Origin of the sequence: Bradyrhizobium sp. 76 (assembly GCF_023073025.1) — a bacterium.
Taxonomy (GTDB): domain Bacteria; phylum Pseudomonadota; class Alphaproteobacteria; order Rhizobiales; family Xanthobacteraceae; genus Bradyrhizobium.
Genome location: NZ_JADPIS010000102.1, coordinates 13,977 through 33,079, shown reverse-complemented (window position 1 = coordinate 33,079; position 19,103 = coordinate 13,977). Strand labels below are relative to the sequence as shown.

Annotated in this window: 20 protein-coding genes; 10 read left to right on the top strand and 10 right to left on the bottom strand. The window is 64.4% G+C overall.

Annotated elements, in window-relative coordinates; genetic code table 11:
• Together IVB48_RS24040 and IVB48_RS24035 are read left to right on the top strand one after the other, a co-directional pair.
• On the top strand, window positions 1-1,107 hold the full coding sequence (locus IVB48_RS24040; protein WP_247403602.1) for a M48 family metallopeptidase: 1,107 nt from the start codon (window positions 1-3) through the stop codon (window positions 1,105-1,107).
• Window positions 1,108-1,208: 101 nt separating this feature from the next.
• Window positions 1,209-1,700: a DUF305 domain-containing protein gene (locus IVB48_RS24035; protein ID WP_247403599.1), complete on the top strand. Its 492-nt coding sequence runs from the start codon at window positions 1,209-1,211 to the stop codon at window positions 1,698-1,700.
• Between the two features lie 15 nt (window positions 1,701-1,715).
• Here IVB48_RS24035 and IVB48_RS24030 read toward each other — a convergent pair whose 3' ends face one another.
• The 4 genes from IVB48_RS24030 to IVB48_RS24015 all read right to left on the bottom strand — a co-directional run bounded on the left by IVB48_RS24030 (window position 1,716) and on the right by IVB48_RS24015 (window position 5,190).
• Window positions 1,716-1,925: a hypothetical protein gene (locus IVB48_RS24030; protein ID WP_027565218.1), complete on the bottom strand. Its 210-nt coding sequence runs from the start codon at window positions 1,923-1,925 to the stop codon at window positions 1,716-1,718.
• A 78-nt stretch (window positions 1,926-2,003) separates the two neighbouring features.
• Window positions 2,004-2,633 carry a uracil phosphoribosyltransferase gene (gene upp, locus IVB48_RS24025; protein WP_027520210.1) on the bottom strand — a complete coding sequence of 210 codons (630 nt, stop codon included), beginning with the start codon at window positions 2,631-2,633 and terminating at the stop codon, window positions 2,004-2,006.
• A gap of 54 nt (window positions 2,634-2,687) precedes the next feature.
• Window positions 2,688-3,926, bottom strand: a complete 1,239-nt coding sequence (locus tag IVB48_RS24020; RefSeq protein ID WP_247403596.1) for a URC4/urg3 family protein — start codon at window positions 3,924-3,926, stop codon at window positions 2,688-2,690.
• A 7-nt stretch (window positions 3,927-3,933) separates the two neighbouring features.
• Entirely contained in the window at window positions 3,934-5,190 is a 1,257-nt protein-coding gene (locus IVB48_RS24015; RefSeq protein ID WP_007614497.1) for a GTP cyclohydrolase II, read from the bottom strand.
• A 387-nt stretch (window positions 5,191-5,577) separates the two neighbouring features.
• Between IVB48_RS24015 and IVB48_RS24010 the strand changes: the two genes are divergently transcribed.
• Window positions 5,578-6,705, top strand: coding sequence for a threonine synthase (locus tag IVB48_RS24010; RefSeq protein ID WP_247403591.1), 1,128 nt, complete (start codon window positions 5,578-5,580; stop codon window positions 6,703-6,705).
• Between the two features lie 103 nt (window positions 6,706-6,808).
• Entirely contained in the window at window positions 6,809-7,615 is an 807-nt protein-coding gene (locus IVB48_RS24005) for a class I SAM-dependent methyltransferase (protein ID WP_247403588.1), read from the top strand.
• A 35-nt stretch (window positions 7,616-7,650) separates the two neighbouring features.
• Here the strand turns inward: IVB48_RS24005 and IVB48_RS24000 are convergent, their stop codons facing one another.
• Window positions 7,651-8,466, bottom strand: coding sequence for a DUF2927 domain-containing protein (locus tag IVB48_RS24000; RefSeq protein ID WP_247403585.1), 816 nt, complete (start codon window positions 8,464-8,466; stop codon window positions 7,651-7,653).
• Between the two features lie 69 nt (window positions 8,467-8,535).
• Window positions 8,536-9,114 carry a L,D-transpeptidase gene (locus IVB48_RS23995; protein ID WP_027565212.1) on the bottom strand — a complete coding sequence of 193 codons (579 nt, stop codon included), beginning with the start codon at window positions 9,112-9,114 and terminating at the stop codon, window positions 8,536-8,538.
• A gap of 257 nt (window positions 9,115-9,371) precedes the next feature.
• Here IVB48_RS23995 and IVB48_RS23990 point away from each other — a divergent pair, with 257 nt between their 5' ends.
• A complete protein-coding gene (locus tag IVB48_RS23990) occupies window positions 9,372-10,919 on the top strand; it encodes an acetolactate synthase large subunit (RefSeq protein WP_247282446.1) in 1,548 nt (515 codons plus the stop codon).
• Window positions 10,920-10,956: 37 nt separating this feature from the next.
• On the top strand, window positions 10,957-11,475 hold the full coding sequence (locus IVB48_RS23985; RefSeq protein WP_247403582.1) for a hypothetical protein: 519 nt from the start codon (window positions 10,957-10,959) through the stop codon (window positions 11,473-11,475).
• A gap of 45 nt (window positions 11,476-11,520) precedes the next feature.
• Here the strand turns inward: IVB48_RS23985 and IVB48_RS23980 are convergent, their stop codons facing one another.
• From IVB48_RS23980 to IVB48_RS23965, 4 genes are all read right to left on the bottom strand, one after another.
• The gene (locus tag IVB48_RS23980; protein ID WP_247403579.1) at window positions 11,521-12,087 is read right to left on the bottom strand and encodes a hypothetical protein; all 567 of its coding nucleotides are present in this window, start codon (window positions 12,085-12,087) and stop codon (window positions 11,521-11,523) included.
• 22 nt (window positions 12,088-12,109) lie between these two features.
• Window positions 12,110-13,711, bottom strand: coding sequence for a hypothetical protein (locus tag IVB48_RS23975; protein ID WP_247403576.1), 1,602 nt, complete (start codon window positions 13,709-13,711; stop codon window positions 12,110-12,112).
• Between the two features lie 263 nt (window positions 13,712-13,974).
• Entirely contained in the window at window positions 13,975-15,510 is a 1,536-nt protein-coding gene (locus tag IVB48_RS23970; RefSeq protein ID WP_247403573.1) for a heme peroxidase family protein, read from the bottom strand.
• A gap of 323 nt (window positions 15,511-15,833) precedes the next feature.
• Window positions 15,834-16,067 (bottom strand): DUF3551 domain-containing protein, encoded by a 234-nt coding sequence (locus tag IVB48_RS23965; RefSeq protein WP_247403568.1) that lies wholly within the window; start codon window positions 16,065-16,067, stop codon window positions 15,834-15,836.
• Between the two features lie 270 nt (window positions 16,068-16,337).
• On the opposite strand from IVB48_RS23965, the gene IVB48_RS23960 reads away from it, so the two are divergent.
• From IVB48_RS23960 to IVB48_RS23945, 4 genes are all read left to right on the top strand, one after another.
• Entirely contained in the window at window positions 16,338-16,694 is a 357-nt protein-coding gene (locus IVB48_RS23960; RefSeq protein ID WP_247403565.1) for a hypothetical protein, read from the top strand.
• Window positions 16,695-16,862: 168 nt separating this feature from the next.
• A complete protein-coding gene (locus IVB48_RS23955) occupies window positions 16,863-17,378 on the top strand; it encodes a hypothetical protein (protein WP_247403562.1) in 516 nt (171 codons plus the stop codon).
• A 40-nt stretch (window positions 17,379-17,418) separates the two neighbouring features.
• Window positions 17,419-17,901 (top strand): transcription elongation factor GreA, encoded by a 483-nt coding sequence (gene greA, locus IVB48_RS23950; protein ID WP_247403559.1) that lies wholly within the window; start codon window positions 17,419-17,421, stop codon window positions 17,899-17,901.
• 54 nt (window positions 17,902-17,955) lie between these two features.
• Entirely contained in the window at window positions 17,956-18,633 is a 678-nt protein-coding gene (locus tag IVB48_RS23945) for a hypothetical protein (RefSeq protein WP_247403558.1), read from the top strand.
• Window positions 18,634-19,103: the final 470 nt, after the last annotated feature.

Sequence of the window (19,103 nt, the reverse complement as noted above, 5' to 3'; positions counted from 1 at the left end):
GTGAGTGACGTATTCGCTGAGGCCCCGGCGCAATTCTCAAAGCCGACCATCTTCTTCGACGGCGTGTCGAGCCGCAGGCGGCAGGTGACGCTGACGCTCAGTGACGCGCTCGAGATTCTCGAAGAGGGTGCGCCCGTTCGCTGGGCCTATGCCGACATCCGCCGGGCCGACAGCCCGCCTGGCATTTTGCGGCTCGCCTGCGCTTCCGCGCCGCCGCTGGCGCGGCTGGAAATCCGCGACGCTGTGCTCGCCTCAGACGTGACCGCGCGCTGCATGCGGCTCGACGACCACCAGACCTCGCGCCGTGGCGTCGCAAAGATCGTCGGCTGGTCGATGGCAGCCGCCGTCTCCATCGTCTGCGTCGTGCTGTTCGGGGTGCCGCTCGCTGCCGACCGCCTCGCGCCGCTGGTGCCGAAACCGATCGAGCGCCGTATTGGCGATGCGTCGGAGGTTCAGATGAAGACCATCTTCGGCCGCAATGCGTGCGAGGATGCGGCGGGGAAGGCGGCCTTCATCAAGCTGGTCAACCGCCTGCGCGATGCCTCGGGTCTCGACGACGATTCCATGACCGCGGGCGTACTGCCGACCCCGGTGCCGAACGCGTTCGCGCTGCCCGGCGGCAAGGTCTTCGTACTGAAGGGTCTGCTCGACAAGGCCGAAAGCCCCGACGAGCTCGCCGGCATACTCGCCCACGAGCTCGGTCATCTCAAGCATTACGACAACATGCGCGGCCTGATCTACAACGGCGGCACCTCGTTCCTGATCGGCCTGTTGTTCGGCGACGTCACCGGCTCGAGCGCCGTGATCTTCGCCTCGCGCAGCGTGGTCGAGGCGTCTTATTCGCGCGAAGCCGAGACCGCTGCGGATACCTTTGCCATCGAGATCATGCACAAGCTCGGCCGTTCGCCGAAGCCTGCAGCCGAATTGATGTTCCGCATCACCGGCAAGGAAGGCGGCGGCCTCGCGTCGATCCTGGCGAGCCATCCGCTGACCGAGGACCGCCTCGCGCGCATGACGAAGGAGGATCGCCCCGCTAGCGGCCCGCCGCTGCTGACGGATGCGGAGTGGCAGGCGCTGAAGGGGATCTGCGGCAGCGGCAAGATCTGAATCTCTTGCCGCCGACGCGTCGGCCCCGCGCCAAATCACCAATCGGCGAGGAACGATCCGTCGGGGTCTGGTTATCCCCGATAGACAGCGGGAAGTTCCTCATGGCTTACGGTCGTTTCGTCACGATGATCGCGGCTTCCACCGTGATCATGTTCGCTCTGATGTATCTCAACACCTTCGCTCTGGATCACGTCTGGTACAGCCAGACCCGGACGTGGATGGCGTTGCTGATGGGCGCGGTCATGGCCGCCGTGATGCTCGCTTTCATGTGGGGCATGTACAGGAACCGTACGGCGAACGTCGCCATTCTGGCTGCCAGCGCTGTCGTGTTTGCGGTTTCGCTCTGGCTCGTTCGTAGCCAGCAGACCGTGACCGACGTTGCCTATATGCAGGCGATGATCCCGCATCATTCCATCGCGGTTCTCACCAGCGAGCGCGCGCACATCAGGGATCCCCGAGTCCGCAAGCTGGCCGACGACATCATCGAAGCCCAGGTGCGGGAGATCGGCGAAATGGAACGGTTGATCGCCGACCTCAAGGAGAAGCCCGCGCCCGCGGATGCGAAGGATCTGCCTCCGCGGCCGCCGACCTGACGGAGCGGCCTCGTATCACTTTGCCGGGGCGGTCGGATTGGTTGAGCCCGTGGTAACGCTCGGCGCGTTGTTCGGACTGGTGGTTGTGGTCTGCGGACCGACGTCGCGTCCATTGTAGAAGAAGACGGCTGCGACTACAGCGATCACGAAGATCGCCCCGATCGCCCAGCCCACCGGGCTGTTGCGGCGTGCTCTGTCTGCTCTGCGGTCATCCTGATAGGTCATCGTGCTCTCCATGGTAGAGCAGGAAAACCTTGCGCGAGCGAAGCTGTTCCTAATGTGACGCGGTTTGCAGGCCGACGCTTATCTCGTGCCGTAGGCGCGGTCGCCGGCGTCGCCGAGGCCCGGCAGGATAAAGCCGTTCTCGTCGAGACCTTCGTCGACTGCGGCCGTCCAGATCGGGACGTCCGGATGCAGTCCGCGCAGCCGTTCGAGCCCTTCGGGGGCGGCGATCAGGCAGGCGAGGCGAATGTCCTTGGCGCCGCGCTCCTTCAGCCGGTCGATTGCGGCCACAGCCGTGTTGGCGGTCGCAACCACCGGCGTCACTACGATCGCCAGGCGTTCGCCGAGATCGGACGGCGACTTGAAGAAGTATTCGACCGCCGCAAAACTGTGCGGCTCACGATAGAGGCCGATATGTGCGACGCGCGCCGTCGGCACCAGATCCATCATGCCGTCGACGAAGGTGGTGCCGGCGCGCAGCATCGGCACGAAGACCAGCTTCTTGCCCGCGATCTTGGCCGAATGCATCGTCGCCAGCGGCGTTTCGATGACGGTATCGGCGAGCGGCAGGTCGCGCGTCACCTCGTAGCACAGGAGCATGCCGATCTCCTTGATCAGCTCCCGAAACGATTTGGTCGAAATCGATTTGTCCCGCACCAGGGTCAGCTTGTGCTGCACCAGCGGATGATCGACGATCGTGACGCCTTGCATGACGGATGCTCCTGAAATTGATCGATGCGCAATGCGATGCGTCTGGATTACGCGTTAGAAAACGGTCCCGTCGCTGATCACCTTGAGCGGCGGCGAACCGTCGGGGCGGCGCGCGAAGGCGATGGCGCGGCCCGCGGCCCAGGTGCCGCCTTCCAGAATGCTGGCGAGCGGCAATGTCTCAGGGGTGCGGCCGAGTTTGGCGCGGACCAGTTCGGCGAGCCGGTCCAGCAGCGCCACGGTCAGCGCGCGCCACTCGACGACGAGCAGGGAGTCCACCGCATGCGCACGTTCGGCGTCGGCGGCGTCGCGCAGGCGCAACACCTCGTGATCGACGAACAGGCCGCCATTGCGGTATTCGGCAAGCCCGGTCAGGCCGTCGATGTCGGTGACGTCAAACCCGGCGCGCTGGAGCGGCTCGATCAGCGAATAGCTCAGCCATTGCGACAGCTTGTGCAGGGGCACGAGGCCCGAGATCGCATCGCTGGCCTTGATTGCCGGATGGCGCCAGCAATCGCCGAGCGGAATTCCGGCAAGCTCCAGTCGCGACGGCCAGATCGGTCCGAGCTGGTTCAGCACCGCCGACAGAATCGCGGGTGCGGGAACAGCGCCGCCCTTCGCCTGTGCCGCGATGTGATCGAACAACCCGCCCGGCCGCGGCGTATCGTGCGCGCCGAACACGTCCGCGCGCTCCGTCACCAGCTTGCCCAGGCGTCGCAGCAGATCGGTCCGCCCTTCGAGCCCGAGCAGCGGATTGGCATCGCTCAGCTGAAAGGCGGAGGTGAGGGAGGCGAGGGGCAGTTTAGCAAGGATGTCCGCATCGGCCCTGAAGGGTGCGCGGGGATCGCGGGAAAAAAGACCGCTCGCGAACATGTCGAGGCTTGCAATCGCGAGTCCTTCGGATCGGCCGATGCTCCGTCCCGTCACGGCGTCGCGGTATCGCCACGCCGCACCCGCGCCGGCATCGAGCAGCACGCTGACGATGGCAAGGTCGAACTCCGCGCGTGCCCGTGCCGCGCGATCGGGCCACGGCGCCGCATCCGCAAGCCGCGCCCAGCGATCGACGCCGCCGAGCACGAAATGCCGCCAGCGCGCATGGAACGGAATCTCCAGCGTCGGATAGGCCTCGCGCGTCACGGCGAGAACGGCGTCGGCAACGCCATCCATGCGATCGAGATCGATCGTGAAATGCGTCAGCCCGTCGTTCAGGCCGATCTCGAACATCTCGCCGGCACGCGCGCGAACCGCTGCTGCGCTGAGCAGCGAACGGGCCGGCAATTCCAGAGCGTCTGCCATCAATCGATCAGTATTTTTCCAGCGAACGCCCGACCACGCCATCGACGTCCTTCTCCGGCGCGATGTCGGTGGAGTAATAGCCGGCGGCCTTCTTCGCGGCGATCTCGACATAGGCATCGGCGGGAATGAGCTCGGGCGGGATCGGCACGCGCTCGACGATGTCGATGCCCTGCGAGGTCAATGCGTCATGCTTCATGTCGCTCATCGAGAGGAAGCGGTCGATGCGCTTCAGGCCGAGCCAGTGGATGGTGTCGGGCATCAATTGCTGGAAGCGCGCGTCCTGGACGCCGGCGACGCATTCGGTGCGCTCGAAATAGGCGGCGGCGGCATCGCCGTCTTCCTGGCGCTTGCGCGCGTTGTAGACCAGGAATTTCGTGACCTCGCCGAGCGCGCGGCCTTCCTTGCGGTTGTAGATCACGAGCCCGAGCCCGCCCTCCTGCGCGCCACGCGCGGACTCCTCGATGCCGTGAATGAGGTAGGGGCGGCAGGTGCAGATGTCGGAGCCGAACACGTCGGAGCCGTTGCACTCGTCATGCACGCGGCAGGTGATCTTGGTGCGATGATCCGGCAGTTTTGTCACATCGCCGAACATGTAGACGGTGGTGCCGCCGATCGGCGGCAGAAACACCTTCATGTCCGGCCGGGTCACCAGCTCGGGGAACATGCCGGCGGTCTGCTCGAACAGCGTGCGCCGCAGCTCGGTCTCGTTGGTCGCAAAGCGCTCCGCAAGGCCCGGCAGATACCAGACCGGATCGATCGCGATCTTCACCACCGACACGCTGCCATTGGCATGCACGACGTCGCCGTCGGCGCGCAGGCGCTTGGCGGCGAGCGCCTCGCGGATCTCCGGCAGGTCCAGCCGCGCCCGCGTCACCGCGATGCTCGGTCTGATGTCGATGCCTTCGGCGATGTCCTTGCCGAAATTCTCGGCGACGAGATGCCCCCAGGGATCGAGCGCGACGATCTTGGCGGGATCGCTCCATTGCGGGAACGGCCCGATGGTCGCCGCGGGGAACGTGTTGGTGAGATCGGGCCTACGAATCGGATCGAGCGCGCCGGCGGACACCGCGAGCGCGCGGTACATCGCATACGACCCGCCATGGCTGCCGATCACGTTGCGATCCCCGGCGCGCGACACCGTGCCGATGATCGGCCCGCGGGCCCGTGCGTCGGCGGCGCCCCAGTGGATCGGGAAGGCAGCTGTCCTGCCCGGCTCCGGATGGGAGGTGAGGCGGATGTGGTCGGTACGGTTCGCGCGGCTCATGACCAAACTCCTAAAAAGCCAACGGCCCGCCGCTCGGACGGGCCTTGGCTCGTCGCGCTGCCGATGCGGAACACCGGCGGCGCGAGCTCAATCCAACATATTGTAGCGGGCAGTCGCGACAGACAAGTTAATCGTGCTGCGCGGGGCGGGGCGGCTCGCGGCCAAATTCCCGTCATCCCGCAACCCGGCAGCGCCTGCCCGAGTGCCACGCCACCGCACTGGCGGACCTCGCCGCTATCGCAGTAAGCTTATGAAGTAATTATGGTTTTCTAGTTTTCAAGAGGCGCCGCGCGGCTTGCGTGGCGGGCGTCGAGTTTCCGGACAAAACGTGTCATCAAACCAAACGCCCAGATCGCCTTTGCCCTATCGCCTGCCCGGGAGACCGCCATGTCCGCCGCTACCTACATCGACCCTCGCAACGGAAAGCTCTATCCGCTGGACCAGCCGCGCTGGTGCTCGGACGAGCGCACGCCGCTGCTGGTGACGGCGGGGGCCGGGATGTCGCGCGAGGACATCGACGGCCGCACGCGATCGCTCTGGCGCTACCGGGCGGCGCTGCCGGTCGAGATCACGACTCCGATCACGCTCGGCGAAGGCTGCACGCCGCTGGTGCAGCAGGCCTGGGGCGAGCTGCGCCCGTTCTTCAAGCTCGAATGGTTCAACCCGACCGGCAGCTTCAAGGACCGGGGCTCCGCCGTGATGCTGTCGTTCCTGCGGCAGATCGGCGTCGACGCCATTCTGGAGGATTCGTCCGGCAATGGCGGCTCATCGATGGCGGGGTTAGGTGCCGCCGGCGGCATGCGCGTGAAGATTTTGGCGCCGGCATCGACGTCGCCGGCCAAGATCGCGCAGGTCCGCGCCTATGGCGCGGCGGTGCAGCTCGTCGAGGGCCCGCGCGAGGAATCGGAGGCCGAGGCGATCCGGCAGTCGAGCCAGACCTTCTATGCCAGCCACAATTGGCAGCCGTTCTTTCTCGAAGGCACCAAGTCGCTCGCCTATGAGATCTGGGAAGATTTCGGCTTTCGCGCCCCGGACAACGTCATCGTGCCCGTCGGCGCCGGCAGCTCTCTGCTCGGTTGCGCCTTTGGTTTCCGTGAGCTGTTGAAAGCCGGCCAGATCACCAGGCTGCCGCGCCTGTTTGCGGCGCAGCCGCTCAATTGCTCGCCGATCGATGCGAGCTTCAAGGCGGGCGTCGACACGCCTGTTGCGCGCGAGGTCAACAAGACCATCGCCGAAGGCACCGCGATCAAGCATCCGCTGCGCCTGCGCGAGATCATCGGCGCCTTGCGCGAGAGCGGCGGCGGCACCGTCGCACTCACCGAGGATGAGATCGTCGCAGCGCTGCGGCGCCTTGCGCGGCAGGGCCTGTTCGCCGAGCCGACCAGCGCCAGTGCTGCCGCCGCGCTGGACAAACTATCCGCCACCGGTGCCATCAAGGCGAACGAGACCACGGTCGCCGTCCTCACCGGCACCGGCCTCAAGGCTGCGACCATCGTCGCCGATCTCGTGCAATAGGAGCGCCAAGGAGGCGAAGCCGTCGCCGTCATGGGACCGCGTTGAACCTTTGGCATCCGTCGTCAGCCTCATGAAGGCCGACATCGAGCGAAGGGAGAGTTCCATGCCCGATCAAGACCCGTTTGCTGGTTTCAAGGCCGTCCAGAAGGAAGCCTGGTCGCTGTTCACGCCGATGGAAGTGTTCACGACCCCCTCGGCCGCCAAGCTCGTGAGCTTCGCCGGAGTCGCGACCGGCCAAAGGCTGCTCGACGTCGGATGCGGCACCGGCGTTGCCGCGATCACGGCGGCGCGCCGCGGTGCGAAGGTCAGGGGCCTCGACCTGTCGCCGGTCCTGATCGATCGCGCCCGCGAGCACGCGCAGCTGGCGAACCTCGATGTCGACTTCGCCGAAGGCGACGCCGAAAGCCTGCCCTATGGCGACAACGAGTTCGACGTGGTGCTCAGCCAGTTCGGCCATATGTTCGCGCCGCGTCCCGAGGTCGCCATCGGCGAGATGCTGCGCGTGCTGAAGCCCGGCGGCACCATCGCCTTCTCCACCTGGCCGCCGCATCTCTATGTCGGACGGATGTTCGCGCTGATCGGCCGCCATCTGCCGCCGCCCGAGGGCGTGGCATCACCGGTGTCGTGGGGCGATCCCAAGATCGTCGCCGAACGTCTCGCAGGGAAAGCGAAGGACATCGCCTTCGACATGGACATCATGACGCCGTCCGCACTCAGCCCGCAGCATTTCCGCCGCACCATGGAAACGACGATCGGGCCTTTGATCAAGCTCATTGCCCAGTACAAGGACGAACCGGACAGGCTGCGGAGTTTTCGCAACGAGTTCGAGGCGCTGATTTCCGAATATTACGACGGAAGCAACAACGTGATGCGCCAGCAATTTTTGATGTCGAAGGCGAGGAAGGTGTGACTGCTTTCTCTTCTCCCTTGCGGGGGAAGAGCGCCTCATTCCTTCAGATCGTTCACACGCCTCACCCAAATGCGCACATCGGTGAGCACGCCGGGCAGCACCGCCTTGACCTCCTGTATGGTCATGCCGGCCTTGATGCGGGGATCGTAGAGCAGGTTGAGGATGTACTGGTCGTAGACGTCGAAATAGCCCATCGAGACGTTGTCGTTGAACATGGTCCAGGGCACGCTCGCGGTGTCGTTGATCGGGCCGAGCGATTGCAGCAGCTCCTCATAGGCGCAGTCGAGGAAGGTGAAATCGCCGTTGTCGACCGTGAGGATGACGTCGGAATGCTCGATCTCGAAATTGTCGTTCTTGCGGAAGCCGGACAGGCATTGCGGATCGAGCGAGGTGCGGATCTCGCGGGCCTTCTCCGCACCGTAGAAGCTTGAGATGGTGCGGAACAGATCGCGGTCGCGCACGAGCTTCACCCGCACATTCGCGGCCTCGCTGCTGTCGATCATGGCGATGTCGAGATGCTGCACGTGCTTGCCGATGTCGGCTACGACTTTCGCGAGCTGCGCCTTGCGGTCGGCGCGGTCGCTCTCGGCGAACACGCGCACCGGTCCGTCGAACTTGCGGATGCGGTCGACGCGGCCGGCAAGATGGTATTCGGCGCCGAACGCCGTCTTGAGAAAGCCATCGACGATTTCGCCGTCGGTAAAGCTCTTCTTCTCGGCGCGCTGGCGCGAGGCGATCGCGGGCAATTCGCCCGCGACGGCGATGGTAGCGGTGTCAGGGGCAAACGCGACGGTGGCGAGCGCCAGCAGGGCGATGCGAAAGCCGGACAAAGACGGGGCCAATGCGCTCATTGCCAGGCGACGCTGCCGTATTCGGAACCGACGCACAAGACCGCATATCCACGCGCCCGCCGGTTCCTGCTAGTTGTTCAGCACGACCACAGTGGTGCCGACGCCGACGCGGCCGTAGAGGTCAGTGACATCGTCGTTGGTCATGCGGAAGCAGCCCGAGGACACCGCCTGGCCGATCGTCTCCGGCTCGTTGGAGCCGTGGATGCGGTAGAGCGTCGAGCCCAGATACATCGCGCGCGCGCCGAGCGGATTCTCGACGCCGCCCTTCATGTGACGCGGCAGGTCCGGCCGGCGGGCCAGCATCTGCGACGGCGGCGTCCAGTCCGGCCATTCCTTCTTGGCGGTGATCCTGTGCACGCCGCCCCAGCGGAAGCCGTCGCGGCCGACGCCGATGCCGTAACGCAGGGCCTGACCGTTCTGGAGCACCAGATAGAGCCGGCGCTCCGAGGTGTTCACCACGATCGTGCCGGGGGCGTAATTGCCGTTGTACATGACGGTGGTGCGGGGAACCGGGCTCGAGCCGCCGCGGAAGAAATTCGGGCCGCCGCCCATGATGTCGCGGGAGTCGAACTCCTCGGCGAAGGCGCCGCCGGCGGTCGCCGACAGCAGTGCGATGGCGGCAATCGGCGCGGCAAAAAACCGGATCATTGTTTCCCCCAGCAAAAAAATCGATTCAACTGAGGTCACAGGCCATATTTGCGAGCTTTCCGCAAGCCACGGCACCGTGAGGGAGGCATCCTTAATGAATGGCGTTACCAAATCGGCAACCATGCCAATTTGCCGGAAAGCATTAGCCAAACGGGCGCATCGCAGGGCGGCGATGCCGGCTATTGCTTTGACGAGACGAGCGAACAATGATTGATCGGACGGATTGTTGGAACATTGCCGGTTGCGGGAGCTGACGGATGAACGGTGCGGAAAGTCTGGTGCGGACGATGGTCAAGGGCGGGGTCGACGTCTGCTTCTCCAACCCCGGCACCTCCGAGATGCATTTTGTCGCAGCGCTCGACCGCGTGCCCGGCATGCGTTGCGTGCTCGGCCTGTTCGAAGGCGTGGTGACCGGCGCCGCCGACGGCTATTTCCGCATGAAGGGCACGCCGGCCTCGACGCTGCTGCATCTCGGTCCCGGCCTCGCCAACGGCCTTGCCAATCTGCACAATGCCAAGAAGGCGAATTCCGGCATCGTCAACATCGTCGGCCAGCATGCCGTCTACCACATCGGCTACAACGCGCCGCTGACCTCCGACATCGAGGGCCTGGCCCGGCCGATGTCGTCCTGGGTCCGGACCTCGCCGAACTCCAAATCGGTCGCCGCCGATGGTGCCGCGGCGATCGCCGCCGCCAAGAGCGCGCCGCCGCAGATCGCGACCCTGATCCTGCCCGCCGACACCGCCTGGAACGAAGCGGACGGCATCGCCGAGGTTCCGGCCGAGCAGCAGCGCGCGAGCTATTCGCCGCAGGCGGTCGAGCAGGCCGCCAAGATCCTGCATGGCGACGGCGAGGGCACGCTGCTGCTGATGACCGGCAGTGCGCTGAGCGAGCAGGGCCTGGCGCTGGCCGAGCGTATCGCCGCCAAGACCGGCTGCACCGTGATGGGCCCGACCTTCCGTCCCAGGATGGCGCGCGGCCGCGGCCGCTTCTCGATCGATCGCATCCACTACGTGATCGACAACGCGCTGCAGATGCTGGCGAGGTTCCGCCATATCGTGCTGGTCGAGTCCGACGATCCCGTGGCGTTCTTCGCCTATCCGAACAAGCCGAGCATCCTCAAGCCCGAGGGCTGCGACGTGCATCGCATGACCTCCTGGGGTGAGAATTCGGTCGCGGCGCTGGAAGCGCTCGCCGGCGCGGTGAAGGCCAGCGCGAAGGACGTCAAGCCGCAGGCCGCGGCCGAGCTGCTCAAGCCGACCGGCGCATTGACCCACGCCTCGATCGCCCAGTCGATCGCCTATGCGATTCCCGAGAATGCGATCCTGGTCGACGAATCCCTCACCACCGGGCGCGCCTTCTTCCCGCCGACCGCGGCGGCTGCTCCGCATGACTGGCTCCAGAACATGGGCGGCTCGATCGGCTTCTCGACGCCGCTCTCGATCGGCGCCGCGATCGCCTGCCCGGATCGCAAGGTGATCTGCATGGTCGGCGACGGCAGTGCGATGTACACGATCCAGTCGCTGTGGACGCAGGCGAGAGAAAACCTCAACATCGTCACCATCGTGTTCGCCAATCGCATCTACCAGATCCTGCGCGGCGAGTTCGACAATGTCGGCGCTGGCGAGCCCGGCCAGCGTGCCAACGACATGCTTCGGCTCGACCGGCCGACGCTGGATTTCGTGGCGCTGGCCAAGGGCATGGGCGTGCCCGGCCGCGCCGTCACCAACGCGGACGAGTTCAACAAGGCGCTGGCCGAGGCCGTCGCCGAGCCCGGACCGCGGCTGATCGAAGTCCAGATGTAGGGCACCGCATCAGGAGCGCCGAGGGCCCGGAGGCAAGATGCAGACCGAGCTGAACAAGGTGATCGCGGCGCTCCGGGACTTCTACGCCCACGAAGCATTCCTGTTCGCGAAGGACATCGGCGAGCGTGCCATCACGCACCGCTTCGCCGTGCATCTGGAGAAGCAATTCTCCGGCTGGTCGGTCGACTGCAACTACGACCGGCTCGGCGAGCGTACGCTGCATCTGCCGCACGGCACCATCATCTCGACCGATGATCATCTGGGCAAGTCGATCTACCCTGACGTCGTCGTGCATCAGCGCGAGATCCCGAACAATTTGCTGACCGTGGAGATCCGCAAGGCGAGCAATCACACCGCACTCGACCACGACCAGCACAAGCTGATGGCGCTGACCGATGCGCATGTCTGGTTCGCGTATTGGATCGGCGTGCTGCTGGTGCTGGACAAGGACCATGTGACGATCTCGGAAGTCTATGTCAGCGGCGTCCTCGATCAGCCGATGTCGCGCTGGTTCGCGACGCGGCTGGAGGAGATCGGCCTGAGGGCTGCGCGGTAAGGCGCGTGCCGAGATTGTCGCCTTTAATTCAGCTATTGCTTTGAGTCATAACCCAAGCGCGATCTCAGCCCATTTCAGCATGCGGTCGCTATTGAGGAATGACAGCACTGCCGGCTCCAGTGACGCGGTCGCGCCCGGTGCGAGCAAAGCCGTCGCGGCCACCATGTCGCAGCGTTGATTGAAGGCGAGTGAGAGCGCGACCTTCGGGTTCCCCTCAACGCGATATGCCCGGCTGCGGCCGCGCATCGGACCGACGACGATCTCTCGGCCGGCAGCCGTCGGTGTTGCCTTCCCAATCAGCGCCAGGTCGCCCATCTGTTCGAGGTCGCCGTCGTCGGCAACGCCGGTGGCGCAATTGCAAAAGCCGAGCTTGGGGCGAACGTAGAGCTGGACCTCGCCGCCGCAATCTTCGGCCTTGCAGCGAAACGCCTTTCCTTTCCCCCAGGGATCCGCGCCGAAAGGCCAGTCGATTTCCGTCCACACCGGGCGGACCTCGCCGGAGGCCGCTGTTGCGCCTGCCGGTTCGCCGGATCGCAATATCCAGAGCGCTGCGGCTGCACAGAGCAGCGCACTGGCTGCGCTGATTGCAACGAATTTGCTTGTCAGGCGCATGGAAGTTGCCGCGGCACCTTTGCTAATTCTGAGCCATCAACTTTCGTGCGGCCGCGAGGTCTTCCCGAGATGAGTCGCCATTTCTCGCCGTTTCGACGACTTTGGCGTAATACTGGCGGGCCTTCACAGTATCCCCCGCTTTCTCGGCCGCGTGAGCGGCGCCGATCGTCGCGCCAAAGCGGTTCGGCTCCTTGCGCATCGTGCTTTCGAACGCGACCAATGCCTCCGTCGCCATGCCGCGTTCGAGCAGCATGGTCCCGTAAAGCTCGCGTGCGGGGGCAAGCGGACCCGGCGTCACGATGGATTTTTCGGTCTTGTCTTCGGCATCGGCGGCAAGGCGCATCGCTTCCAACGCATCCGCCTGTTTCCCCAAGGCGTTGAGCTGCCAGGCTGTAGCGACCTGCCGCTGAATGTCCACGATTTCGGCCCAATAAGCGTCCTTGTCCTGCTGCAGCTTGTCCCGCAACTCCGCCAGCTTGGCGATGTCCGCCGTTGCCGCGTCTGCATTGCCGGAGCGCGCGGCGCCAAGGGCGCGGGCGAAATAGGTGATGGCGTCGACATAGGCAAACCGGCTCGGCTCGACCTTCAGCGCGGCAGCACCCTGCCAATCACCGCGCTCGACCATATAGCGCGCTTGGCTGGCCGCGATCGCGTAGGGACCGGCGCGGACGGCCGGCGCATAGCCAGTGGTCGCAATCATGTCCGCGATGACGTCGCTGGCTCGGCTGTCCTGCGCAAGCTGGAGCAGCGCGTAGACCATATAGTCGTCGGCATGCAGCTGCTCGCTGGGGTCCTTGCCCTCCTTGGCAGCCTTGGCGGAACGGCTATTGGCGTCAATGGATTCGTTCCAGTAGCCTACGCGCGTGAAGATGTGCGACGGCATATGCAAGGCGTGCGGTGCCGCCGGCGCGATCTCGGAGTAGCGCTTGGCAGCGTCGAGTCCTTGCCCTGCGATCGCCGGATAGTCATAGAGATGGATCAGGTAATGCGCGACGCCGGGATGCCGCGGCTGGCGCTTGAAGATCGGCTCCAGGATAGCGGCGCCCTTGAGCTGGTTGGCATAGGACTTGTCGTTTGGTGACGCCGTGACATTCAGCGTGATGGCGTAGGCGATCTGCGCCTCGTCATCATCGGGATAGCGCGCGGCGACGGCTTCGGTTGCCTTGAGATAGGACTGCGCGCGCTGGCCAAACGTCGTCTTTTCGTCGCCCGAATAGAAGGCCAGCAGCGCGTCGATATAGTCACGTTCGCGTTCGCTCTTGGCGCCGAGTGCCTTGGCCTTCTGCAGCGCGGCGAGACCTCCGGTGAGGTTTTCCTTCGGCGCGGCAAAATGCGGATTGTACAGCAGGCTCAGGGCAATGCCCCAATAGGCGATCGCGCATTCCGGATCGGCCTGCAGCGTCTCCTCGAAAATTTCCTTTGCGGGCCGGTACCAGAACGAGTGCTGATAACGCATCCCGCGATCAAAGCGGCGCTGCGCCACCTCGTTGCAGGAGGTCTGGAAGTGCACCTTGCCAAATTGCTCATCGGCCCCGTCCTCCGCGCGTGCGGCAGGCGTGCCGGAAATCGAGCCTAGGGTAGCGAGGGCGAGAAGAGAAATGGTTCTCAAGGCGAGCGCGCGCATCGGCCCCTCCGTTTTCTGTTCAGAATAAATCTGGTCAGATGGCGCCGATAAAACCGAGGGCGCCGAAGTTCGTACTGCTGAGATTGGCAATGGCAACTGCGTTGCTAAAGGATTTCTCCATTCGACATGCGAGTCAACAGGAAGCGGACAGATTTGCGTTAGGGAAGCACGCCTGCCAGGATCCATCCGCCCGCGCGTCGAGGGGAGTGGGCCAAAAGGCCGCTCGCACGACGAGCGGCCTTGCATCATCGTCCCTCATCCGCTCAATGCAGCGGATCGCCTTGGCCGAGCGCGTAGGCGACGAGGTCCTTCAGCGCGAACCCGGAGCCGGTCACCGGCGTCCATTGCGGGTCGAGCGACAGCACGGAGGAATTATCTCCGAACATCATGCCGAGGAAGACCTCGGCGACGATGCGACCGCCGACCGGTCCGAGCTGCGGTGTCCTGACCGTGGCGGGCCCGCCGGTGGCGGGGATTGCCATGTCCGTCGCGTTTTGCCGCGCCTCGGCGAGGATGTAGGCCCACAGCGGGCAGTTGTCGGCAAACACGCCGTTCGCGATGGTCGCGATCTTGACTTGCGGATCGCCCGTCCCGGGCTCGTCGACCGCCTTGCCGATGATGATGTCGTCGTCGCTCAGCGGCGTCAGGTTCATCGCCCTGGCGACGGCCTGGCCCGACGGCAGCCCGAGCCGCCAGCTGCGCTCGAGATTGCGCAGCGCGAGCGACGCCGGATTGGAGGCGACTTCCGGCGGCAGCTTGCGCAGCGGGTCCACCAGCGAGGCATCGATGCGATAGGCGAACTGCAGCCGCCTCTTGTGGTCGGGATTGGTGTCGTCGTCCTCGACGCCATAGGGGCGCGTGTCGAGATCGATGAAGCGGCCCCAGTCCATGGCACGTCCCGGTCCCATCGCACGGAAGCCGGTCAGTGCGTTGTGGTCGGGATTGTTGGGATCGGGGAAGATCTGCAGCAGCATGTTGGCCGCGTCGTTGAGCCGGTAGCCGGGGCGGATCATGGAGTGCCCGAGCCGGTAGGCCGCGACCGAGAACTCGACCGGCATGAACGGATAGGTCTTCCAATGGTAGTAAGCGAGCTTGCTGCGGTCGTAGTGACCTGCGGTCTTCAGCTCGTCCAGCACGCTGGCGTGGACGATGCGCGGCAGGAAGTCGTTCAGCACCACGTACTGATAGTGGAATCGAACGCGCTGCTGCACGTCTTCGAACGACAGGCTGTCATTGTCGTCGACCATGCGGTTGTGAAAGCGCAGCATCAAGGCCTGGAATTGCGAGACGATGCTGTTCTCGTCGTTGCGGGGATCGCCGATCAGCGCGCGGCCCTTGAAGCGCGGCAGGTCGACCGCATCGGGCACGCCCGCGCCCGTGACCTTCTCGCCGAGCCGGAACTTGATGCCGTCATACATGTAGGGCTGGTCGTTCGGACCGCGGCCGTAGACATTGTCCATGTCGAGCGACGGCGTGCGGAAGTCGACGAGCCCGTCGGGATCCTGCTGCTTGGTCAGAGAGCTGACCGGATCGAAGGTGATGTCGTGGTCGACGAACTGGCCGAAATAAGTGTAGAGCGAAGGAATGCCGCTCTCTTCCGCGTCCGGCCCGTCCTTCGGCCCGTCGAAGCCGGCGATCATCTTGTCGGCGAGCGCCGACAGGTTTGCAATCGTGCCGGAATCGTTCGGGCCAAATCTGGCCGGTGCGAGCTTGCGGAACATGCGGCCGAAGCGGCCTTGCGAAAGCGGCGAACGCGTTGCGTTCAGACCGCGCGGAACAATTGCGTGGCGGCTGCTCATTGAAACACCTTCCTGAAAAGTCGGATGAAACCGTTCGGGCTCAAGTTTCTCGCGCTGGGGTTTGCAGCCTAGGCGCGATTACGCCTGCCACGAGCGAGATGGATCACAATTGCCCAGCATCGAAATTTTCGGTAGGTGCGGCTTTCCCGCAAGCCACGGCTGCGCATCGTGAATTGCTTCGTGGCGATGACGGATAACATTCTCGTCATCGACGGACGCAGGCGGGTTCGCACAGTTTCAATTCGCCGAGGCGTCGGCGAAATGGATCGGTTTCACGCAAAAATGTGGCGGCGCGCGCGTCATGCGCGCACGCCGCCAATTCGTCAGTAGTCGCGCTGCTGCGAGAACGCGTAGCGCGGGTTGATGCCACAATAGGACGACGTGCCGGACGCGGTGGCGAGGCACTGCTGATAGCTGGCAAACTGGCAATTGCCGGGGTAACCCCACGAGCGGCCCTGGATGCAATATCGATCGTTCGCAGGATGTGTCTGGGCTGCCGGGGATGCTACGGCCATCAAGGCCGCGAGCGACGCGAGAGTGAGGATGGTGCGACGCATTTCAGTCTCCTTCGAGAATGAGTGGATGGGACTATCAGCCGAGGTCTATGTTCCAGGAGTTCGTCTGATGATGCATGGTCGTGCCTGCGTTGGTGTCATCGGAATGCCTTGCGTTCGCGATGAGGTACATCATGACGCAGCCGGCCGCCCGCAATGTGATCTCGGCCACAGTTCACGACGAGTTTCCGGCCTATCGTAACCGTACTTGCATACGTCGATCCCCGAGGCCTACGCTTGCCTCATTCGGATCGGGAATTTTTGGAGGTTTTGATGCAAAGATCATATTTGGTCGCTGCGACGGCAGCGCTGGCGCTTCTCATGCAAACGCCGTTCGCGCTGGCCCAGAGCGCACCAGCCGCCGGTGCCCCTGCAGCGACAAATACTGCGCCGGAGAGGATAACAATGCCGAATGCAGCCACCGAGACCCCCGGCCAGCCGACGGACTCCAAGAAGGGGGCGCCGAGGCAGCAGCCGGCGAGCCAGCAGCCGGCGAGGAAGCAACCGGCGAGGAAGATGACCCGGCAGCAGGAACTCGATTATTCGATGGACAACGGCACCGTGCCCGCGCGTTACCGCAGCCGGGTGCCCAAGGAATACCAGCAATATGTTCCGTTCGAAAAGCAGTGACGGATCGCACGGTGGCAAGACCTGATCAGGCGTCGTGCCGCCGGTGCCATCGAGGGAGAGCCTTGAAGAAGGCCTCGGCCAAGCGGGGCCGACCACACATACGTAGTGGCGGCCTGCCGGAGGGGTGTTAGACTGGGCCAAAGCCTTGTGGGGAGACTTGGGGGAGTAATGAGTGACGACGTGAGGGATGCTGGCCTTGTGGCCATGATCAGCAGCATCCTGGGAGGCAACAAGCGCGCCGCAGAAAGTGTCGCGCCGCCGCCCCTCATCGAGGTTCCGCCGCCGACAGCGCCGACGAACGGATTTGAGCTGGTCGAGCTGCCCGCCGCCGATACGCCGCCGGCCAAGCTCGAGAACAACACGGAGAATAATTCCGAGGACGCTCCCAATCCGGCGACGGCCGCTGCGAAGCCGGTCGAGCCGCCGGCGAAGATCGCCACGACGCCTGATGGCAAGCAGTTGCTGCCTGCTGAAGCGATCGCCGATCTCGTCCTGGGTGAGCTGCGCAAGCTCGACAATTTTCCGGCGACCGGTGCCTCCGTGACGGTCTATGGTTACAGGCACTGGAATGCGATGATCACCTTCGCGCCGTTCTCGACCACGTTCCGGCATGCCACGCGGTTCCGCCAGGCCATGCCGGACATCGTCTTCAAGCTGCGCCGTTTTGTCGAACTTGAGATATGATCGTGGCCGTGAGCCCGAACAGTTCGACAGGATTTTCGACTTGAGCGTTGCCTTTACCAAAGAAGAGAGCGCGGAAACCGCCGCCGAGACGCTGTTGCCGGATCGGCCGATCTCGCCGCATCCGAACCTCGTGACGGAAGCGGGCTTGCAGGCGCTGCAAAGACAGCTTCAGGACGCGCGCGAGGCCTATGAAGCCGCGCAGGCCATCGAGGACGTCAACGAAAAGCGCCGGCAATCGGCGGTGCCCTTGCGTGATGCCCGCTATCTCACCGAACGGCTGCGCACGGCGCAGGTCGTTCCCGCCCCAGCCTCGACCGACACCGTCGCCTTCGGCAGCACGGTGACCTTCAGCCGCGCCGATGGCCGCGTGCAAACCTATCGCATCGTCGGCGAGGACGAAGCCGACCCCAAGGCCGGCACGATCTCGTTCGTGGCGCCGGTGGCAAAGTCGTTGATGGGGAAGGCGGTCGGGGATGTCGTGGGGTCGGGTGCGCAGGAGATCGAGATTTTGTCGATTGGGTAGGGGACGTTTATCGATGGTTTCCGCTGTGTCCGCGCAACAACGCCCGATAGCTGGATGAGGCGGTTTCTGTCGGGGGCGTTGCCGTTTTACGCGCTGGCCGGGTTGGCCATGTGCATGTACCTCGTCCTGTACAGGACAAACCTCTTCGACCTGAACGCCATCGTCCAGGATGCGACCGGTTCGGCGTGGTTTCCGGCCTTCATATTCGTCTGCGTGCTGCTGGAGGCGGTCTTCCCGTATTTTGGCTATTTCCCCGGAACCGCTCTTATCCTGATGTCCGTGGCGCTCAATCCGAAGCCCGCGGACGTCTCCGTTTTTATCGTGGCGTGGCTGGCTATCATCGTCGGCGCCGTCCTGAGTTACGGGCAGGCTCGTTTTTTCAGACCGCTGTTGCAGCGGGTTGCCTCAAAGGCGGCACTGAACCGGTGTGAGACCCTCCTCGACGCCTACGGTCCTTACGCGCGCATTGCCCTGTTCGTTCATCCCAACGCCTGCGCGATGTATTTCACGGCACTCGGACTTCTCGGCCGTAACCTGACGCGCGAGCTCGCCTATCTCGGCGTGGGCGCAGCAGCTTCCGTGGGCGTTCTGTTCGTCGTCGTGACCAAACTCGTGTCGTCCGTAGGCACCACCGACGACGGGGAATTGCAGCTGCTGCTGGCCGCAGCACTGGTCGCCATCGGGACCCTGGTCGGTCTGTACGCAGCCTGGCGGCCGGTGCGGGCGGCTTGAAGCTCGAGGTGGCGTGCGCGTCAGCCGGCGCGGTCTCACTCCTTGCTCCGTCATTGCGAGCGCAGCGAAGCAATCCAGTCTGTCTCCACGGAAAGACTCTGGATTGCTTCGCTACGCTCGCAATGACGAGGGGAGATCATGCGCAAAACAAAAAGCTGATGCGCAAAGGCGATGACCTAATACTTCCCGCTCAGGCCACCGCGACGATGCCATCATGCCGGTGTTTTGCCCGGCAAGTCAAACCGATTTCGGAAAAATAGTATGGTTGTAACCCATTGGTCCGACTGGGGTCGGCTACTGTGCATGGGGTTGTTTTCGACATTTTCGATTGAGGCGGTCCCGACACGCCTGCAGGCGTCGACGATGGGGCCGCAATCAGCAGGGTCCAGGAAGGTGGATGGTGGGCGCACAAGGGATCGAACCTTGGACCTCTCCCGTGTGAACCACAACTGGTGGACTGTAGCCAACCT